The 13,994-nt window shown below is 47.2% G+C and carries 13 protein-coding genes; 2 read left to right on the top strand and 11 right to left on the bottom strand.

Features of this window, described 5'->3' with window-relative positions:
• Positions 1–10: 10 nt before the first annotated feature.
• The 9 genes from ICN24_RS02505 to ICN24_RS02465 all read right to left on the bottom strand — a co-directional run bounded on the left by ICN24_RS02505 (position 11) and on the right by ICN24_RS02465 (position 9,420).
• A complete protein-coding gene (locus ICN24_RS02505; RefSeq protein ID WP_068947854.1) occupies positions 11–181 on the bottom strand; it encodes a rubredoxin in 171 nt (56 codons plus the stop codon).
• Between the two features lie 55 nt (positions 182–236).
• Positions 237–1,703 (bottom strand): class I SAM-dependent RNA methyltransferase, encoded by a 1,467-nt coding sequence (locus tag ICN24_RS02500; RefSeq protein WP_216221123.1) that lies wholly within the window; start codon positions 1,701–1,703, stop codon positions 237–239.
• A gap of 46 nt (positions 1,704–1,749) precedes the next feature.
• Positions 1,750–2,175, bottom strand: a complete 426-nt coding sequence (locus ICN24_RS02495) for a CopD family protein (RefSeq protein WP_216221122.1) — start codon at positions 2,173–2,175, stop codon at positions 1,750–1,752.
• A 32-nt stretch (positions 2,176–2,207) separates the two neighbouring features.
• Positions 2,208–3,485: a glutamate-5-semialdehyde dehydrogenase gene (locus tag ICN24_RS02490; protein ID WP_216221121.1), complete on the bottom strand. Its 1,278-nt coding sequence runs from the start codon at positions 3,483–3,485 to the stop codon at positions 2,208–2,210.
• Positions 3,486–3,515: 30 nt separating this feature from the next.
• Entirely contained in the window at positions 3,516–4,577 is a 1,062-nt protein-coding gene (holA, locus tag ICN24_RS02485) for a DNA polymerase III subunit delta (protein WP_216221120.1), read from the bottom strand.
• 18 nt (positions 4,578–4,595) lie between these two features.
• Complete coding sequence (gene lptE / locus ICN24_RS02480; RefSeq protein WP_216221119.1) at positions 4,596–5,123, bottom strand: LPS assembly lipoprotein LptE; 528 nt, start codon at positions 5,121–5,123, stop codon at positions 4,596–4,598.
• Between the two features lie 20 nt (positions 5,124–5,143).
• Positions 5,144–7,816, bottom strand: a complete 2,673-nt coding sequence (leuS, locus tag ICN24_RS02475) for a leucine--tRNA ligase (protein WP_216221118.1) — start codon at positions 7,814–7,816, stop codon at positions 5,144–5,146.
• Between the two features lie 46 nt (positions 7,817–7,862).
• Entirely contained in the window at positions 7,863–8,663 is an 801-nt protein-coding gene (dapB, locus tag ICN24_RS02470) for a 4-hydroxy-tetrahydrodipicolinate reductase (RefSeq protein WP_216222179.1), read from the bottom strand.
• Between the two features lie 76 nt (positions 8,664–8,739).
• Positions 8,740–9,420, bottom strand: coding sequence for an outer membrane protein assembly factor BamE (locus tag ICN24_RS02465; RefSeq protein WP_255532536.1), 681 nt, complete (start codon positions 9,418–9,420; stop codon positions 8,740–8,742).
• Positions 9,421–9,520: 100 nt separating this feature from the next.
• On the opposite strand from ICN24_RS02465, the gene fur reads away from it, so the two are divergent.
• Positions 9,521–9,976 (top strand): ferric iron uptake transcriptional regulator, encoded by a 456-nt coding sequence (gene fur, locus ICN24_RS02460; RefSeq protein WP_216222177.1) that lies wholly within the window; start codon positions 9,521–9,523, stop codon positions 9,974–9,976.
• A 123-nt stretch (positions 9,977–10,099) separates the two neighbouring features.
• Here fur and gap read toward each other — a convergent pair whose 3' ends face one another.
• The gene (gene gap / locus ICN24_RS02455; RefSeq protein WP_216221115.1) at positions 10,100–11,128 is read right to left on the bottom strand and encodes a type I glyceraldehyde-3-phosphate dehydrogenase; all 1,029 of its coding nucleotides are present in this window, start codon (positions 11,126–11,128) and stop codon (positions 10,100–10,102) included.
• A 25-nt stretch (positions 11,129–11,153) separates the two neighbouring features.
• The gene (gene tkt, locus ICN24_RS02450) at positions 11,154–13,157 is read right to left on the bottom strand and encodes a transketolase (RefSeq protein ID WP_216221113.1); all 2,004 of its coding nucleotides are present in this window, start codon (positions 13,155–13,157) and stop codon (positions 11,154–11,156) included.
• Between the two features lie 43 nt (positions 13,158–13,200).
• On the opposite strand from tkt, the gene ICN24_RS02445 reads away from it, so the two are divergent.
• Positions 13,201–13,962: a 16S rRNA (uracil(1498)-N(3))-methyltransferase gene (locus tag ICN24_RS02445; RefSeq protein ID WP_216221112.1), complete on the top strand. Its 762-nt coding sequence runs from the start codon at positions 13,201–13,203 to the stop codon at positions 13,960–13,962.
• The last annotated feature ends 32 nt before the right edge of the window (positions 13,963–13,994 follow it).

The raw sequence follows: 13,994 nt of genomic DNA, 5'->3' as shown, positions 1-13,994 counted from the left end.
CAATCGTCTTTTAAATTGCCATCATTTCAAAATCATCTTTACGAGCACCACACTCAGGACATGTCCAATTCATTGGGACATCCTTCCACAGTGTTCCGGGTGCAATACCCTCATCGGGCAAGCCAGCGGCCTCGTCATACACCCAACCGCAAATTAGACACATATAGGTTTTAAATTCCATTGCTTGATTCTCCGCTGTATTGCTACATTGAACTCATGGGTTCATTTTAAAACGCTTATGGGTTTTTCGACTCATTCTCGGGCGCACGTTTTGCATGGATCTCAAACTTAAATAAACGACACTCTAAGGGGCCATTAAATAAAGGTGTGCGCTTGGATTCTTTAATTCTGAGTTGCCCAGGTAAAGCCATGTCTGCCGTCAAAACAAAAACGTTCCAACCACCGAACGTATCTTTCAAATGCTGACCAAACTGCCGTAAGAACTCGATAAATTTTGGATCTTGCTCTTCTTGAGCCTGTAGCTTTTTAAGAGACTCACGGCTAGAGCGTTTGGCGCTTTGGCGTCCCGTTTCTAAATTGAGCTCAAAGCGATTTTCAGGCTCTTCTGTTTCATAGCTAGCATCGTTCGAATCCCGTGAGGAGCGATCTTGCCCCCGTCCACCTTTAATGACCAAGCGCTCTCCGTAAGGGGGGTTTAATAACATTACGCCCTCTTTGGTATTAGCAGGCGGCTTACTAGCCAAGGCATCAATCTGACGAACTGCTGGCTGGTCAGGCAACTGCGCCCGCTGCCAGTTACCTTTACACATCGAGACTAGTTTTTCATTAATATCACCGCCACTAATCTCCAACGCCTCGACATTGGGATAGCGCTTACGCTTTTCTAGAATCTCATTGAGCGAGGACTCTTTTAGTGCAGCCCAACGTTTTTGTTCGGCCGCTTCATTAAATGGCTTGAGCCTTTGAAAACCAAAGCCATGTGCTGAGGTCACTAATGGGCGGTAGGCCAATCTACTGGGCTTTGCATCATCGCCATACATGCCTGCGCGAATGGCCCCCGGAGGAATTGCCAAGAGTTTCTGGGCAGCCTCAATTAAAAATGTACCGCTGCCACACATCGGGTCAAATAAAGTCTGCCCCGGCTTCCAGCCTGTAATCGACAAAATACCAGCAGCTAAGTTTTCTTTTAGAGGAGCATCACCTTTTTCATCGCGCCAGCCCCGTTTAAATAAGGCTTCACCGGAGGTATCCAAATAAATGGTGACTTGGGTTGCAGTTAAATGCGCCTGTACCCGGACATCTGGAAATGCGGTATCAATACTAGGACGATCGCCAGTCACATCACGTAAGCGGTCGACAATCGCATCCTTAATTTTGAGGGTAGCGAAATTTAAACTTTTTAACGGTGAGCGATGTGCAGTTACATCGACGCGCAAGGTTTGCTTTGAGGTAAACCAATCTTCCCATGCGAGACCACTGGCGAGCTTATATAAGTCATCTTCTTGACGATAAGGTCCCTGGGCCATTTGCAATAAGACGCGACTAGCCGTTCTCGAGTGGAGATTGAGCGCCATTGCAGCAGACAATGGTCCTGCTAATCCAACGCCGCCTGTAGGGCTAGTAGGAGTAGGATCAATGACCCAAGTACCTAGCGCCTTAGCGTCTGGGCGCCCAGCAATCTCTGCGAGCTCCTGTGCGAGCGGAATCTCTAAACCGCCTGGGCAAACAACAAAAAATCTCATGGGGCTAACAGTCTTAAAAGGGAAAGGGGGAATAAATCAGCGAGGCCTATGGCTTCAAAATCACCAAAGCAACAATAGCGATCAACAAAATAACAGGAACCTCATTGAACCAGCGATACCAAACACCGGATTTGGTATTGACACCAGCACGAAACTTCTTGAGCAAGCTCCAGCATGCATGGTGATAACCGATCACTAGCACCACTAAGAATAATTTGGCGTGCATCCAGATGTCTCCGGCGCCAACACCAAAAACTTGCCAGAGTGTTAGGCCAAGCAAGATTGCAGGTACCGCCAGAATCGTCATAAATCGAAACAGGCGATCGGCCATACCGAGTAATCGCACTAAAGCCTCGGGATGCTTTTCATCGGCCAAGTTCACAAAGATGCGAGGCAGATAAAACAAGCCCGCAAACCAGGAGGTAATGAACACAATGTGAAAGGTTTTTACCCAAAGGTAAGCGTTCGTCATCAATTGTTTGCCTTAGATACCATGATCATTGTTTAAGTACGAATCTCGCCGTGACCCATCACCACATACTTCAAAGAAGTTAAGCCATCAAGGCCAACTGGGCCACGCGCATGCAACTTGTCGTTTGAAATACCAATTTCTGCGCCAAGACCGTATTCAAAACCATCGGCAAACCGTGTACTGGCGTTCACCATCACACTAGCGCTATCCACTTCACGCAAGAAACGATTGGCTTGTAACGTGTTATTTGTAATGATGGCATCGGTATGCTTACTACCGTAGCGCTCGATATGGTCCATTGCTTCATTAATATCGGCAACCGTCTTAATTGATAGGATTGGGGCAAGGTACTCCGTTTGCCAATCTTCCTCGGTTGCATCAACCAAGTTTTTAAAGCCATTGGCCTCGAGCGTAGCGCGCGTTAATGCATCTACACGAAGCTCTACACCTTTGTCTTGATAAATTTGGCACAGGCTTGGCAATACCTGAGCTGCAATTGCCTGATTGACCAATAAGGTTTCCATCGCATTACAAGGTGCATAGCGTTGGGTCTTGGCGTTATCACACACCTTGATTGCCATAGCAACATCTGCATCCGCATCAATATAGGTGTGGCAGATGCCATCCAAATGCTTAATCATTGGTACCCGAGCCTCTGCCATTAGACGGGCAATTAAGCTTTTACCACCACGAGGAACAATCACATCAATATATTGCGTCATGGTGATCATTTCTCCGACAGCACTTCGGTCTGTAGTGGTAACCACTTGTACTGCATCCTGAGGCAAGCCAGCAGCAGCCAGCCCTTCCTGAATAATTTTGGCCAACATAGTATTGGAATCAATCGCTTCTGAACCACCACGCAAAATAACAGCATTGCCTGATTTCAAGCAAAGCGCTGCTGCATCAATCGTGACGTTTGGACGAGATTCATAAATGATACCTATCACACCCAATGGCACACGCATTTGCCCGAGCTCAATACCAGAGGCTTGTTTTTGTAGAGGCGTTATTTTCCCAATAGGATCTTCTAGGCTCACAATTTGCTCTAAACCTAATGCTATCGTTTCAATGGTTTTAGGAGTCATCGTTAAGCGATCAACAAAGGCGGCATCTTGACCATTGGCTTTTGCACGCTCTACATCAATTTGATTCACTGCTTGGATTTGCGCTGCTTGTTGACGTACGGCTTTAGCTATATGTAATAGCGCTTGATTTTTCTGCTCGCTAGATGCCCGCGCCATTGCGCGCGATGCGCTGCGCGCTCGCTGGCCAATGTCTTGCATCATTTTCTGAATCTCTGTACTCATTTTTTGGTTCTCTAATTCACTATTGTGTTCTTAACGCAATAAATTTCCAACTAAACGCAGGCCATCCCATGGGTCTGCAGGTAATTCAGCGGCCGATAAGCCTTTGACTTGGCGATCCAAGCCTGCGGCTACCTGGATAGCTCTACGCAATTTCAGAGGCTGTACACGCCTTAGAGCATTTGGATACAGCCGTTCCTTATTGCCCCATATGCGATTGGCACGCATCAACTGCTGCACAGACTCACCCGCATCACTGGCGGCCTTTAATTTAGATAGTAGCCTAAGCTCCTCTGTCACGCTCCAGAGAATTAAGACCAAAGGCTCACCTTCGCCCTTCAAGCCATCGAGCATTCGATTTAATCGTGGCAAATCACCGGCAAGCATCGCCTCGGTTAACTCAAATACGTTATAGCGAGCCACCTTCAAAATTGAGGTGCGAATTTGCTCTTCAGTCAACACACCAGTGGGATACAGCAGACCCAGCTTCAAAATTTCTTGGTGAGCCGCAATCAAATTGCCCTCTACTTGGTCTGCCATAAATTCCAGAGCGCGCTGATGACCCGGCCCCGCTTCAACTTCTTGGTTTTGTTTTTTTAGGCGCGCAGCAATCCAATGGGGCAAGTGGCTACGGTCCAAAGAATCAATCTGAATCGCCATACCCGCCTCATCCAAAGCGCTAAACCAAGCAGAAGTTTTAGTTTTGCCATCTAGGCGCGGCAAGACAATACACACGACAGTATCAGGACCATCAGGTCCACTCATTTGAGAGGCGACTTGAGCTGCAAATTGTTTTAGAGCATCTGCACCATCACGCCCAGGTTTACCAGTCGGAATACGCAACTCAACCCAGCGCTTATCACCAAACAAAGACATGGTTTGACCTGCATTAAGCAGGGCGCTCCAATCGAATCCGCGCTCTTGCAATAAGACCTCGCGCTCAGTAAATCCCTGCTTCTTGGCTGCTAAACGTAACTGATCCATGGCCTCCATCATTAAAAGAGGTTCATCCCCACTAAATACATAGAGGGGTGACATTGCATTGCCAGAGCTTAAGGATTTGAGGTGCGCTTGCAGGGCATCTACTTTAACCATGCGAGTCTAGATCTCTTTTTAGAACGCTTTGGTTTGTGGGGCTCTTGCAGCCGCAGAAACACGACGCAAAATTTGTACAGCCAAATCTTTGCGCATCAAGGATACGAATTGTTGCTGCTGAACATCGGTTGCCAAAACAGTGGTATTGGAGAAGTCCATGTCGCGCGTCATGTAGATTTCACTATCAGGAACAATTTCTGCGCCGGAAGTATCGTAAGCCCTGAATCCAACCCGGATATTCAAACGATACGCTGATACCTGACCGGCGGAGTTGTATGCCAAGATTTCTCGACCACTTAAATCATTGGTGACCTCTAGGATTAAGTCAGCATCTTTAGGATTAATTGCCACTTTTACATCTGTACCAGTCAAGATAGCCGTTTGAATATCTGCACGCAGTGGAGGCGATGGGCTGCCGGTAATTGCAATTGCCTTAAATGGTAAGTCCACCATGCCACGCATGCGATAGCCACAGGCGAGTAAACCACTCAATGGCGCACTGACCATGAAGCCTAGAAGGGTACGTCGCAGTGAATTTACGCTCATATCGTGATGATCTCTGTTAACTAAGCAACGATGTTCACTAAACGACCAGGAACAACAATCACCTTTTTAGGTGTGCCGCCATTCAAAGCCTTCATTGCTGGTTCGCTCTGTAAGGCTAAGGCTTCAACTTGCTCCTTATTGGCTTCTGCAGGAACCTTAATATCGCCACGCAACTTGCCATTGATTTGTAGCATCAAAGTGATTTCTGTCTGCACCAATGCAGCTTCATCCACTTGCGGCCAAGGCGCATCCAATAAAGGACCAAAGCGCTTGGCATAACCCATGTCCTTCCAAAGTACATGGGTTAAATGAGGCACTACTGGATACAAAACGCGTAGCAAAATACTCAGACACTCACGTAAGACCGGTGCGCTAATAGCGGCACCTTGATCCAATTTGATTGGCTCAAGCACATTGAGCATCTTCATCGCGGCAGAGACAACGGTATTGTATTGACGACGCTGGTAATCGAAATTGGCCTGCTTCAAAATCGTATGTACCTCGCGGCGCAATTCTTGCTCGGCCTCATTCAGATTGCCAGGCAATGTATCTTGCGCCTCACGAATCGCATTTGCTTGACTGCTGGAATACATCCATACGCGACGCAAGAAACGCGAAGCGCCGTCAACCCCAGCACCAGACCATTCCAATTGCTGTTCAGGAGGAGCAGCAAACATCACAAATAAACGCGCAGTATCAGCACCGTATTGATCAATCAACGCCTGGGGATCAACGCCATTGTTTTTACTCTTGGACATCTTCTCTACGCCGCCAATCATGACTGGCGCACCAGAAGCATCCCCTTTGAGCTTGGCGCCTTGAGGGCGACCTTTTTCATCTAAATCTAATTCGACATCCAATGGATTGAGCCAGGTTTTTTTGCCTGAGGCTTCTTCGGTGTAATACGTTTCATTGAGCACCATGCCTTGCGTAAGCAAGTTTTGGAAAGGCTCATCAAACTTGATCAAATTGAGATCACGCATCACCTTAGTCCAGAAGCGCGCATAGAGCAGATGCAAGATCGCATGCTCAATGCCGCCAATGTATTGATCCATTGGCATCCAATATTCATTACGCTCGTCCACCATAGTCTTGGCATTGGGACCTGTATAGCGCATGAAGTACCAAGAAGAATCTACGAAAGTATCCATCGTGTCAGTTTCACGACGCGCAGGCTTGCCACACTTCGGACACTTCACGTTTAAAAAGTCAACACGCTTATTTAATGGATTGCCACTACCGTCTGGTACGCAATCCTCTGGCAGCACCACTGGAAGATCGGCTTCAGGAACCGGGACGGCACCGCAACCCGGGTGATTTTCATCGCCACAATGAATAATCGGAATCGGCGTGCCCCAATAACGCTGACGAGAGATACCCCAGTCACGCAAACGATAGGTCGTCTTAATTTCACCGATACCGAGCTTCTCTAGATCTTTTGCAACCGCACTGACGGCCTCATCATGCGATAGGCCATCGTATTGAGCGCTATTGAAACAAACGACATCTTCTTTTTGCGCGTACCAATCTTCCCAATGGGTCGCATTAAACATGGGAGACTCGCCTTTGAGGGCAATTACTTGTTTGATCGGTAAATCGTATTTAAGAGCAAAGGCAAAATCACGCTCATCATGCGCAGGCACGCCCATGACAGCGCCATCGCCATAAGACATCAAAACATAATTACCAACCCAAACGGGGACCGGTTCATGCGTTAGTGGATGGGTCACATAGAGGCCGGTAAACATACCCTCTTTTTCTTGGGTCGCTAAATCCGCCTCAATCACGCTACCGGTTTTACATTTTTCAATAAAAGCGGCCAATGCTGGATTGTTTTCAGCAGCCTTACTTGCCAATGGATGTTCAGCCGCTACTGCGCAAAAAGTAACACCCATAATGGTATCGGCACGAGTAGTGAAAACATATAAGAAACCATCTTGAATAAATTTACCCTGCGCATCTGCAATCTCATGCTTAAAAGCAAAACGTACGCCACGACTTTTACCAATCCAATTTTGCTGCATGGTTTTAACGCGTTCAGGCCAACCCAAACCATCCAAACCAGAGAGCAATTGCTCTGCATAAGCGGTAATGTTGAAGTAGTAGCCAGGAATCTCGCGCTTTTCAACTAAAGCACCAGAGCGCCAACCTCGGCCATCAATCACCTGCTCATTTGCTAGCACGGTCTGATCAATCGGATCCCAGTTCACTACTTGGGTCTTGCGATACGCAATCCCTTTTTCTAGCATCTTTAAAAACAACCATTGATTCCAACGATAGTAATCAGGACTACATGTAGCGACTTCGCGTGACCAGTCAATCGCCAAGCCCATCGCCGCCATCTGCTTTTTCATGTAAGCGATGTTGTCGTAAGTCCACTTTGCTGGTGGCACTTTATTCTGAATCGCTGCGTTTTCGGCAGGCATACCAAAAGCATCCCAGCCCATTGGCATCAGTACGTTATAACCTTGCATTCGCAACTGACGTGCCATCACATCGTTAATCGTGTAGTTACGAACATGCCCCATATGCAACTTACCTGAAGGGTAAGGCAACATAGAGCAGGCGTAGTACTTGGGTTTTTTCTTGCCCGCAGCATCGACTGTATTTTCTGTTACGCGATAGACTTGCGCACTTTCCCAATCAGCTTGCGCTGCCGCTTCAATACCGCGGTAGTCGTAATCCTTACTCATCCAAGACAACTCTTTTCTTCTATTTCTGTGATTGAAAGCAAAATGATTATTTGCGTAAGCCAAGAACATCTTGCATGTCAAAAAGGCCAGACGCTTGTTGCTGTAAAAAACGGGCTGCGCGCAAAGATCCCTGCGCATATGACTGACGGCTCGAGGATTTATGGCTAATTTCAATACGCTCGCCATCGCCTGCAAATAAGACAGTGTGGTCACCCACAATATCGCCACCACGAATCGTTGCAAAACCAATAGAGCCCTCTTTGCGCTCACCTGTATGGCCTTCGCGGGCATAGACTGCTACATCATCCAACTTCTCACCCAACGCTTGGGCAATGACTTCACCCATCTTGAGTGCGGTACCGGAAGGTGCATCTACCTTATGTTTGTGATGCGCTTCAATAATTTCGATGTCATAACCTTGGTTCAACATCTTGGCGGCAATTTCTAGCAACTTAAAGGTCGCATTTACGCCAACACTCATATTTGGCGCAAAAACAATCGCTAATGAAGCTGAAGCTTTTTTGAGGCTAGCAATTTGCTCAGGGCTTAAGCCAGTAGTACCAATAATCATTTTGGTACCGGTTTTTTCTGCCACCGCTAAATGCGCCATGGTTCCTTCAGGCCTTGTGAAATCGATCAGAAATTCTGCTTGCGCCAATACTGCAGCGACATCAGCAGAGATCAATACGCCTGTTTTCTTACCCAAGAATGCGCCTGCATCTTCACCCAACTGAGGGCAAGCGGAATGCTCAAGCGCACCCACTAATTGTGCGTCGGACGTATTGAGTACCGTCTCAATCAACATCTTACCCATACGGCCAGTAGCGCCAGCAATTGCAATTTTCATCATGTATTTCTTCGCTTCAAATTAAATTTACTTGAGATGCCTAGAACTTCTTTAGACATCAGCACCAAAATCACTATTACTGCTTAGTCTCGCTAGCCGGTGGGACATTCAAAGCACCAGGCCCCAGAGTCTCTGCTTGAGGAGTGGGTACGCCATCGGACGATTTATTCGAAAAACTAAAGAAGTCCCAAAAGGAACTTTTGCTTGCAGCTGGCACTGGAGGCACTGGCGCTCCTGCCGGCAAATTATCTGTTTTGCTTGGCACCATTAACTCTGGCTGTTGCAAAGGCGGGGTCTCTGGCGGCTTATTGGAGCCGGTTACAACATCCCAGAATGAACGCTTGGTTTTGGAGTAGTTATCAATCTCAGCAACCAACTCCACTTCTGTTGGGAGAGCATCGCCCTCAAACTTCACCAATTTATCGCCGTCAAAATAAACGGTGACATGACGCTCTTTGCCCACTCTTTGGCCAGAGCGTTTAAATTCAAATACATAGTCCCAACGATTGGCGTGGAAATAACTAGCCAATAAGGGTGTGCCCAAAATTTGACGTACCTGCTCACGAGTCATACCCAACTCTAATTTTGCGTATTGCTCACTTGAGATGAAGTTGCCTTGCACTACATCTGGAACATAAGGTCTAAAGATTTTGTTCATCCAGGCGCGCTGCGTATTGTCAACAGCGGTAGAGCAGGCACTAAGGCCCAATAAGCCAAACGCCACAATGGCCAGTATTCCACCCCTGGAAGGAGTCAAGACCCCCTTCAAAAGCGGGCGAAAAAAACGACTAAAAAGTTCAAGGCAATTTTGCATGGCTGGCCGTATCATTAAGACATTGATTTTAGCTCCCAAAGCCATGAATACGAACCAAAACCCCACTCCTGAAAATTTGCGCGATATTGGCCTCAAGGCTACCGGTCCTCGTATGAAAATCCTGGATTTTTTTCATCAAAACGGGGGCACTCACTTTAGCGCTGAGGATGTCTTTATGGCCCTGGCCAAGGATGACCAAGAGATTGGCCTGGCAACTGTCTACCGAGTCCTTACCCAGTTTGAACAGGCTGGACTTCTCCTGCGCAGCCATTTTGAGTCAAGCAAGGGCGATGGCAGGGCAATCTACGAACTAAACGAGGGTCGGCACCATGACCACTTGGTATGCCTTGATTGTGGCCATGTGGAGGAGTTTGTGGATGAAGCCATTGAGAAAAGGCAGCGAGATATCGCTAAATCCCTAGGATTTAAGCTCCAAGAGCATGCTTTAGCGATGTACGGCCATTGCCAGAAGAAAAACTGTCGAAATAAACAAAAATAAGCGCAGTTATCGCTTTTTAGAGTAATTTAGTGAATATTGATCTTTGCAGAGCAATAAAAAAGACCTCAAATTGAGGTCTTTTTTACTTTTTAGTGACATTTAGCCACTTTTAACAACTTTTACTCACTTTACAGCCATTAATGCTTCTGCTGCGTTGAGCATTTGCACTGAATAGCCCCATTCGTTGTCATACCAAGCCAATACTTTGACTAGTTTGCCATCAGCAGAAACGCGGGTCTGTGAGGCGTCATAAATACTTGGGCGAGGATCGTGGTTAAAGTCGATTGACACGAGCGGGAGAGTATTGAATCCCAAGATACCTTTAAGCTCACCTTCGCTGGCTGTCTTCAAAATCGCATTCACTTCATCTACGCTGGTAGCACGACTAGCTGCAAATGTGAGATCCACTACAGAAACGTTAATCACGGGTACGCGCATTGCAAAGCCATCAAAGCGCCCTGCCAATGCTGGCAATACCAAACCTACCGCCTTAGCAGCACCAGTCTTAGTAGGAATCATGCTGGTTACAGCAGAACGCGCACGACGCATGTCCTTGTGATACACATCCGTTAATACTTGATCGTTTGTAAACGCATGGATGGTAGTCATTAATCCAGACTCAATACCAATCTTTTCGAGCAATGGTTTTACCAATGGCGCCAAACAGTTTGTGGTGCAACTTGCATTTGATACCACTACATCGCTTGGCTTCAATACATTTTGATTGACGCCATACACAATAGTGGCATCCACATCTTTTTCACCAGGAGCAGAAATCAATACCTTCTTTGCGCCCTGCTGAATATGAATCATCGCCTTTTCTTTTGAAGTGAACTTACCAGTACACTCCAAAACCAAATCAACGCCCAACTCACCCCATGGGGTTTCCGCTGGATTACGAGTGCAGAACATTTTGATGCGATCGCCATTTACTACCATGCAATCGCCGTCTACAGAAACCTCTGCAGGAAAGCGACCATGCGCAGAGTCATACTGCGTCAGATGCGCATTGATGGCGATATCACCCATCGCATTAATCGCGACAATCTTGATATCACGGCGTGGCTTGCCATTGACTTGATCTTCATACAAGGCGCGCAATACCATGCGGCCAATACGTCCATAACCATTAATTGCGACACGAATTGTCATTTATTTCCCCTTACTAATATTGAATTTATTTCTGCGCGATGCATTTCTGAACCGTTTTAGCAATGCCATCAACCGTTAAACCAAAGTGGTCATACAACACCCCTGCAGGCGCGGACTCACCAAAGGTATCCACACCATGTACCGCAGCGCAACCATACTTCCACCAGAAATCGGTCACACCCGCTTCAACTGCAATGCGCGGAATATTGGGTGGCAATACTTTTGCTTTATAAGCAGCATCTTGCTGATCAAAAACCGTTGTTGATGGCATGGAGACAACGCGAATACCAACCTTGCCTGAACTTTCTTTCTCCAGACGTTCAGCAGTTTGCAATGCCAAAGCAATTTCAGAGCCGGTTGCCATGATCACTGCATTGAACTTACCAGACGCAGGCTCGCGCAATACATAAGCACCACGGGCAATATCTTTGATTTGCTGGCTATTGCGAGGAACAAATGGACAATTTTGACGACTAAAGATTAAGGCGCTTGGGCCATTCTTACGCTCAATCGCCGCGCCCCAGGCTACAGCGCTCTCCGTGGTGTCACACGGGCGCCAGACCATCAGATTAGGAATCAAGCGCAGGCTGGCCACATGCTCGATAGATTGGTGGGTTGGACCATCCTCACCCAAACCAATAGAGTCATGGGTAAAGACAAAAATGCTGCGTAACTTCATCAAAGCGGCCATGCGAATTGCATTGCGACTGTAATCAGAGAAAGTTAGGAAAGTGCCGCCAAATGGAATGTAACCACCATGCAACGCAATGCCATTCATGATGGCGCTCATACCGAACTCACGCACACCATAATTAATATGGTTACCCCATTGGTCTGCTCGAACCGCCTTACATGCTGACCAATTGGTTAAGTTAGAACCCGTTAAGTCTGCAGAGCCGCCCATAAATTCTGGCAATGCTGGGGCCAGTGCCTCAATCGCATTTTGACTGGCTTTACGAGTTGCCACTGTTTCTGCTTTTGATTGGCAAGTTTTGAGATAGGCATTGAGCGTGCTTGAAAAATCTTCTGACAAGTCGCCCTGCATACGGCGTTGCAACTCAGAAGCGAGCTGCGGAAATTTATTTTTGTATTTCTGGAACTCTTTATTCCAATCATGCTCAGCTGCTTGACCACGCTTTTTAAAGTCCCAAGCCGCATAAATATCTTTTGGAATTTCAAATGGCGCATACGGCCAATTTAAAGCGACACGGGTAGCAGCAATTTCAGCAGCACCTAGTGGTGAACCATGAACCTTATCGCTACCAGCCATATTGGGCGAGCCTTGGCCAATCGCGGTCTTACAGCAGATTAGGGTTGGCTTATCGCTCTTCTTCGCTTTTGTAATCGCAGCCGATACCGCCTCTGCATCGTGTCCATCTACTGCACGAATGACGTTCCAACCATAGGCCTCAAAACGCTTTGGCGTATCTTCATTAAACCAAGAAACCACTTTGCCATCGATGGAGATGCCATTGTCATCCCAGAGTGCAATCAACTTGTTGAGCTTGAGTGTTCCAGCCAAAGAACATACTTCATGACTAATGCCTTCCATCAAACAACCATCACCTAGAAAAACATAGGTGTAGTGATCGATAATGTTATGGCCAGGGCGATTAAATTCTTCGGCAAGTAGTTTTTCTGCCAATGCCATACCTACGGCATTCGAAATTCCCTGACCAAGTGGGCCTGTTGTGGTTTCAACGCCAGGCGTGATTCCATATTCAGGATGTCCTGGAGTCTTGCTATGCAGTTGACGGAAATTTTTTAATTCCTCAATCGGCAAGTCATAGCCAGAAAGATGCAATAAGGAATACAGCAACATCGAACCATGACCATTGGACAAAACAAAACGATCACGATCGATCCAATGTGGATCGGTGGGGTTGTGTTTTAAATGTTCATTCCATAATCCAACAGCAATATCTGCCATGCCCATTGGCATACCAGGGTGACCTGAATTTGCCTGCTGAACAGCATCCATGGATAAGGCACGAATGGCATTGGCCATACGAATTTGAAGGTTTGACATCGTAAAAGTGGTCTCTGGAAAATTAATTGACTATATTTCAGTAATGCCTCAATTTTATCTTCCCGGACCATGGGAGTCCCAAAAGCCAACAGCCCTCACTCCCGAGGTAGCCCATCATTTGCGCGTTAGGCGTATTCAAGCCGGGGAATCATTCCCCGTATTTGATGGAAAAGGCCAGGTTGCCCATGCCGAGCTCCTCTCTTTGAGCGGAAAAAGCGGTTTGGCCCAACTGAGCAATATCCGCACAGATATCCATCGAGAGACCCCTTATGCAATCACTTTGGCTCAAGGACTTGCTGGCGGCGACAAAATGGATTGGATTGTGGAAAAAGCTGTGGAAACCGGCGCTCAAATCATTGCACCGATGCAGTGCGAACGCTCTATTCTGAAATTAACCCGCTCCAGCGACCAGGAACGAGCGCAAAAACGACTTGCGCACTGGGAAGGAATTATTCAGGCAGCGTGCGAACAATGTGATCGAACTGTTCTGGCTAAATTGGAACCGATTCAAACTTTTGAGGCCTACCTCAAAGAAACCACCAAACCAGGACTCAAACTACTCCTCAGTCCAGATGCTACAAAAAGTATGTATTCAGTATTAATCCAATCCGATCCTCAAGACATCGTTCTGATGATTGGACCCGAAGGCGGCCATTCACCCGAAGAAGAGGCGCAAGCACAGGCTGCTGGCTACCAACTGGTGTCCCTCGGGGAGAGAGTGCTGCGCACTGAAACTGCTGGCGTGGTCGCCATTACAGCAGTACACAGCATCTGGAATCCTGAAATGCAAAATCGCCTCAGATAGAGGCGATTTAGAGGGACTGCGAGTCTTAAGAC

The sequence above is a fragment of the Polynucleobacter sp. UK-Kesae-W10 genome (genome assembly GCF_018881575.1).
Taxonomy (GTDB): Bacteria; Pseudomonadota; Gammaproteobacteria; order Burkholderiales; family Burkholderiaceae; genus Polynucleobacter.
This window is presented reverse-complemented; position numbering and strand designations above follow the sequence as displayed.

Coding starts and splice junctions, on each gene's coding strand:
- fur (WP_216222177.1), top strand. CDS start 9,521: ATGAATACGAACCAAAACCCCACTCCTGAAAATTTGCGCGATATTGGC.
- ICN24_RS02505 (WP_068947854.1), bottom strand. CDS start 181: ATGGAATTTAAAACCTATATGTGTCTAATTTGCGGTTGGGTGTATGAC.
- ICN24_RS02500 (WP_216221123.1), bottom strand. CDS start 1,703: ATGAGATTTTTTGTTGTTTGCCCAGGCGGTTTAGAGATTCCGCTCGCA.
- dapB (WP_216222179.1), bottom strand. CDS start 8,663: ATGAAAATTGCAATTGCTGGCGCTACTGGCCGTATGGGTAAGATGTTG.
- ICN24_RS02445 (WP_216221112.1), top strand. CDS start 13,201: ATGCCTCAATTTTATCTTCCCGGACCATGGGAGTCCCAAAAGCCAACA.
- leuS (WP_216221118.1), bottom strand. CDS start 7,816: ATGAGTAAGGATTACGACTACCGCGGTATTGAAGCGGCAGCGCAAGCT.
- holA (WP_216221120.1), bottom strand. CDS start 4,577: ATGGTTAAAGTAGATGCCCTGCAAGCGCACCTCAAATCCTTAAGCTCT.
- gap (WP_216221115.1), bottom strand. CDS start 11,128: ATGACAATTCGTGTCGCAATTAATGGTTATGGACGTATTGGCCGCATG.
- ICN24_RS02495 (WP_216221122.1), bottom strand. CDS start 2,175: ATGACGAACGCTTACCTTTGGGTAAAAACCTTTCACATTGTGTTCATT.
- lptE (WP_216221119.1), bottom strand. CDS start 5,123: ATGAGCGTAAATTCACTGCGACGTACCCTTCTAGGCTTCATGGTCAGT.
- ICN24_RS02490 (WP_216221121.1), bottom strand. CDS start 3,485: ATGAGTACAGAGATTCAGAAAATGATGCAAGACATTGGCCAGCGAGCG.
- tkt (WP_216221113.1), bottom strand. CDS start 13,157: ATGTCAAACCTTCAAATTCGTATGGCCAATGCCATTCGTGCCTTATCC.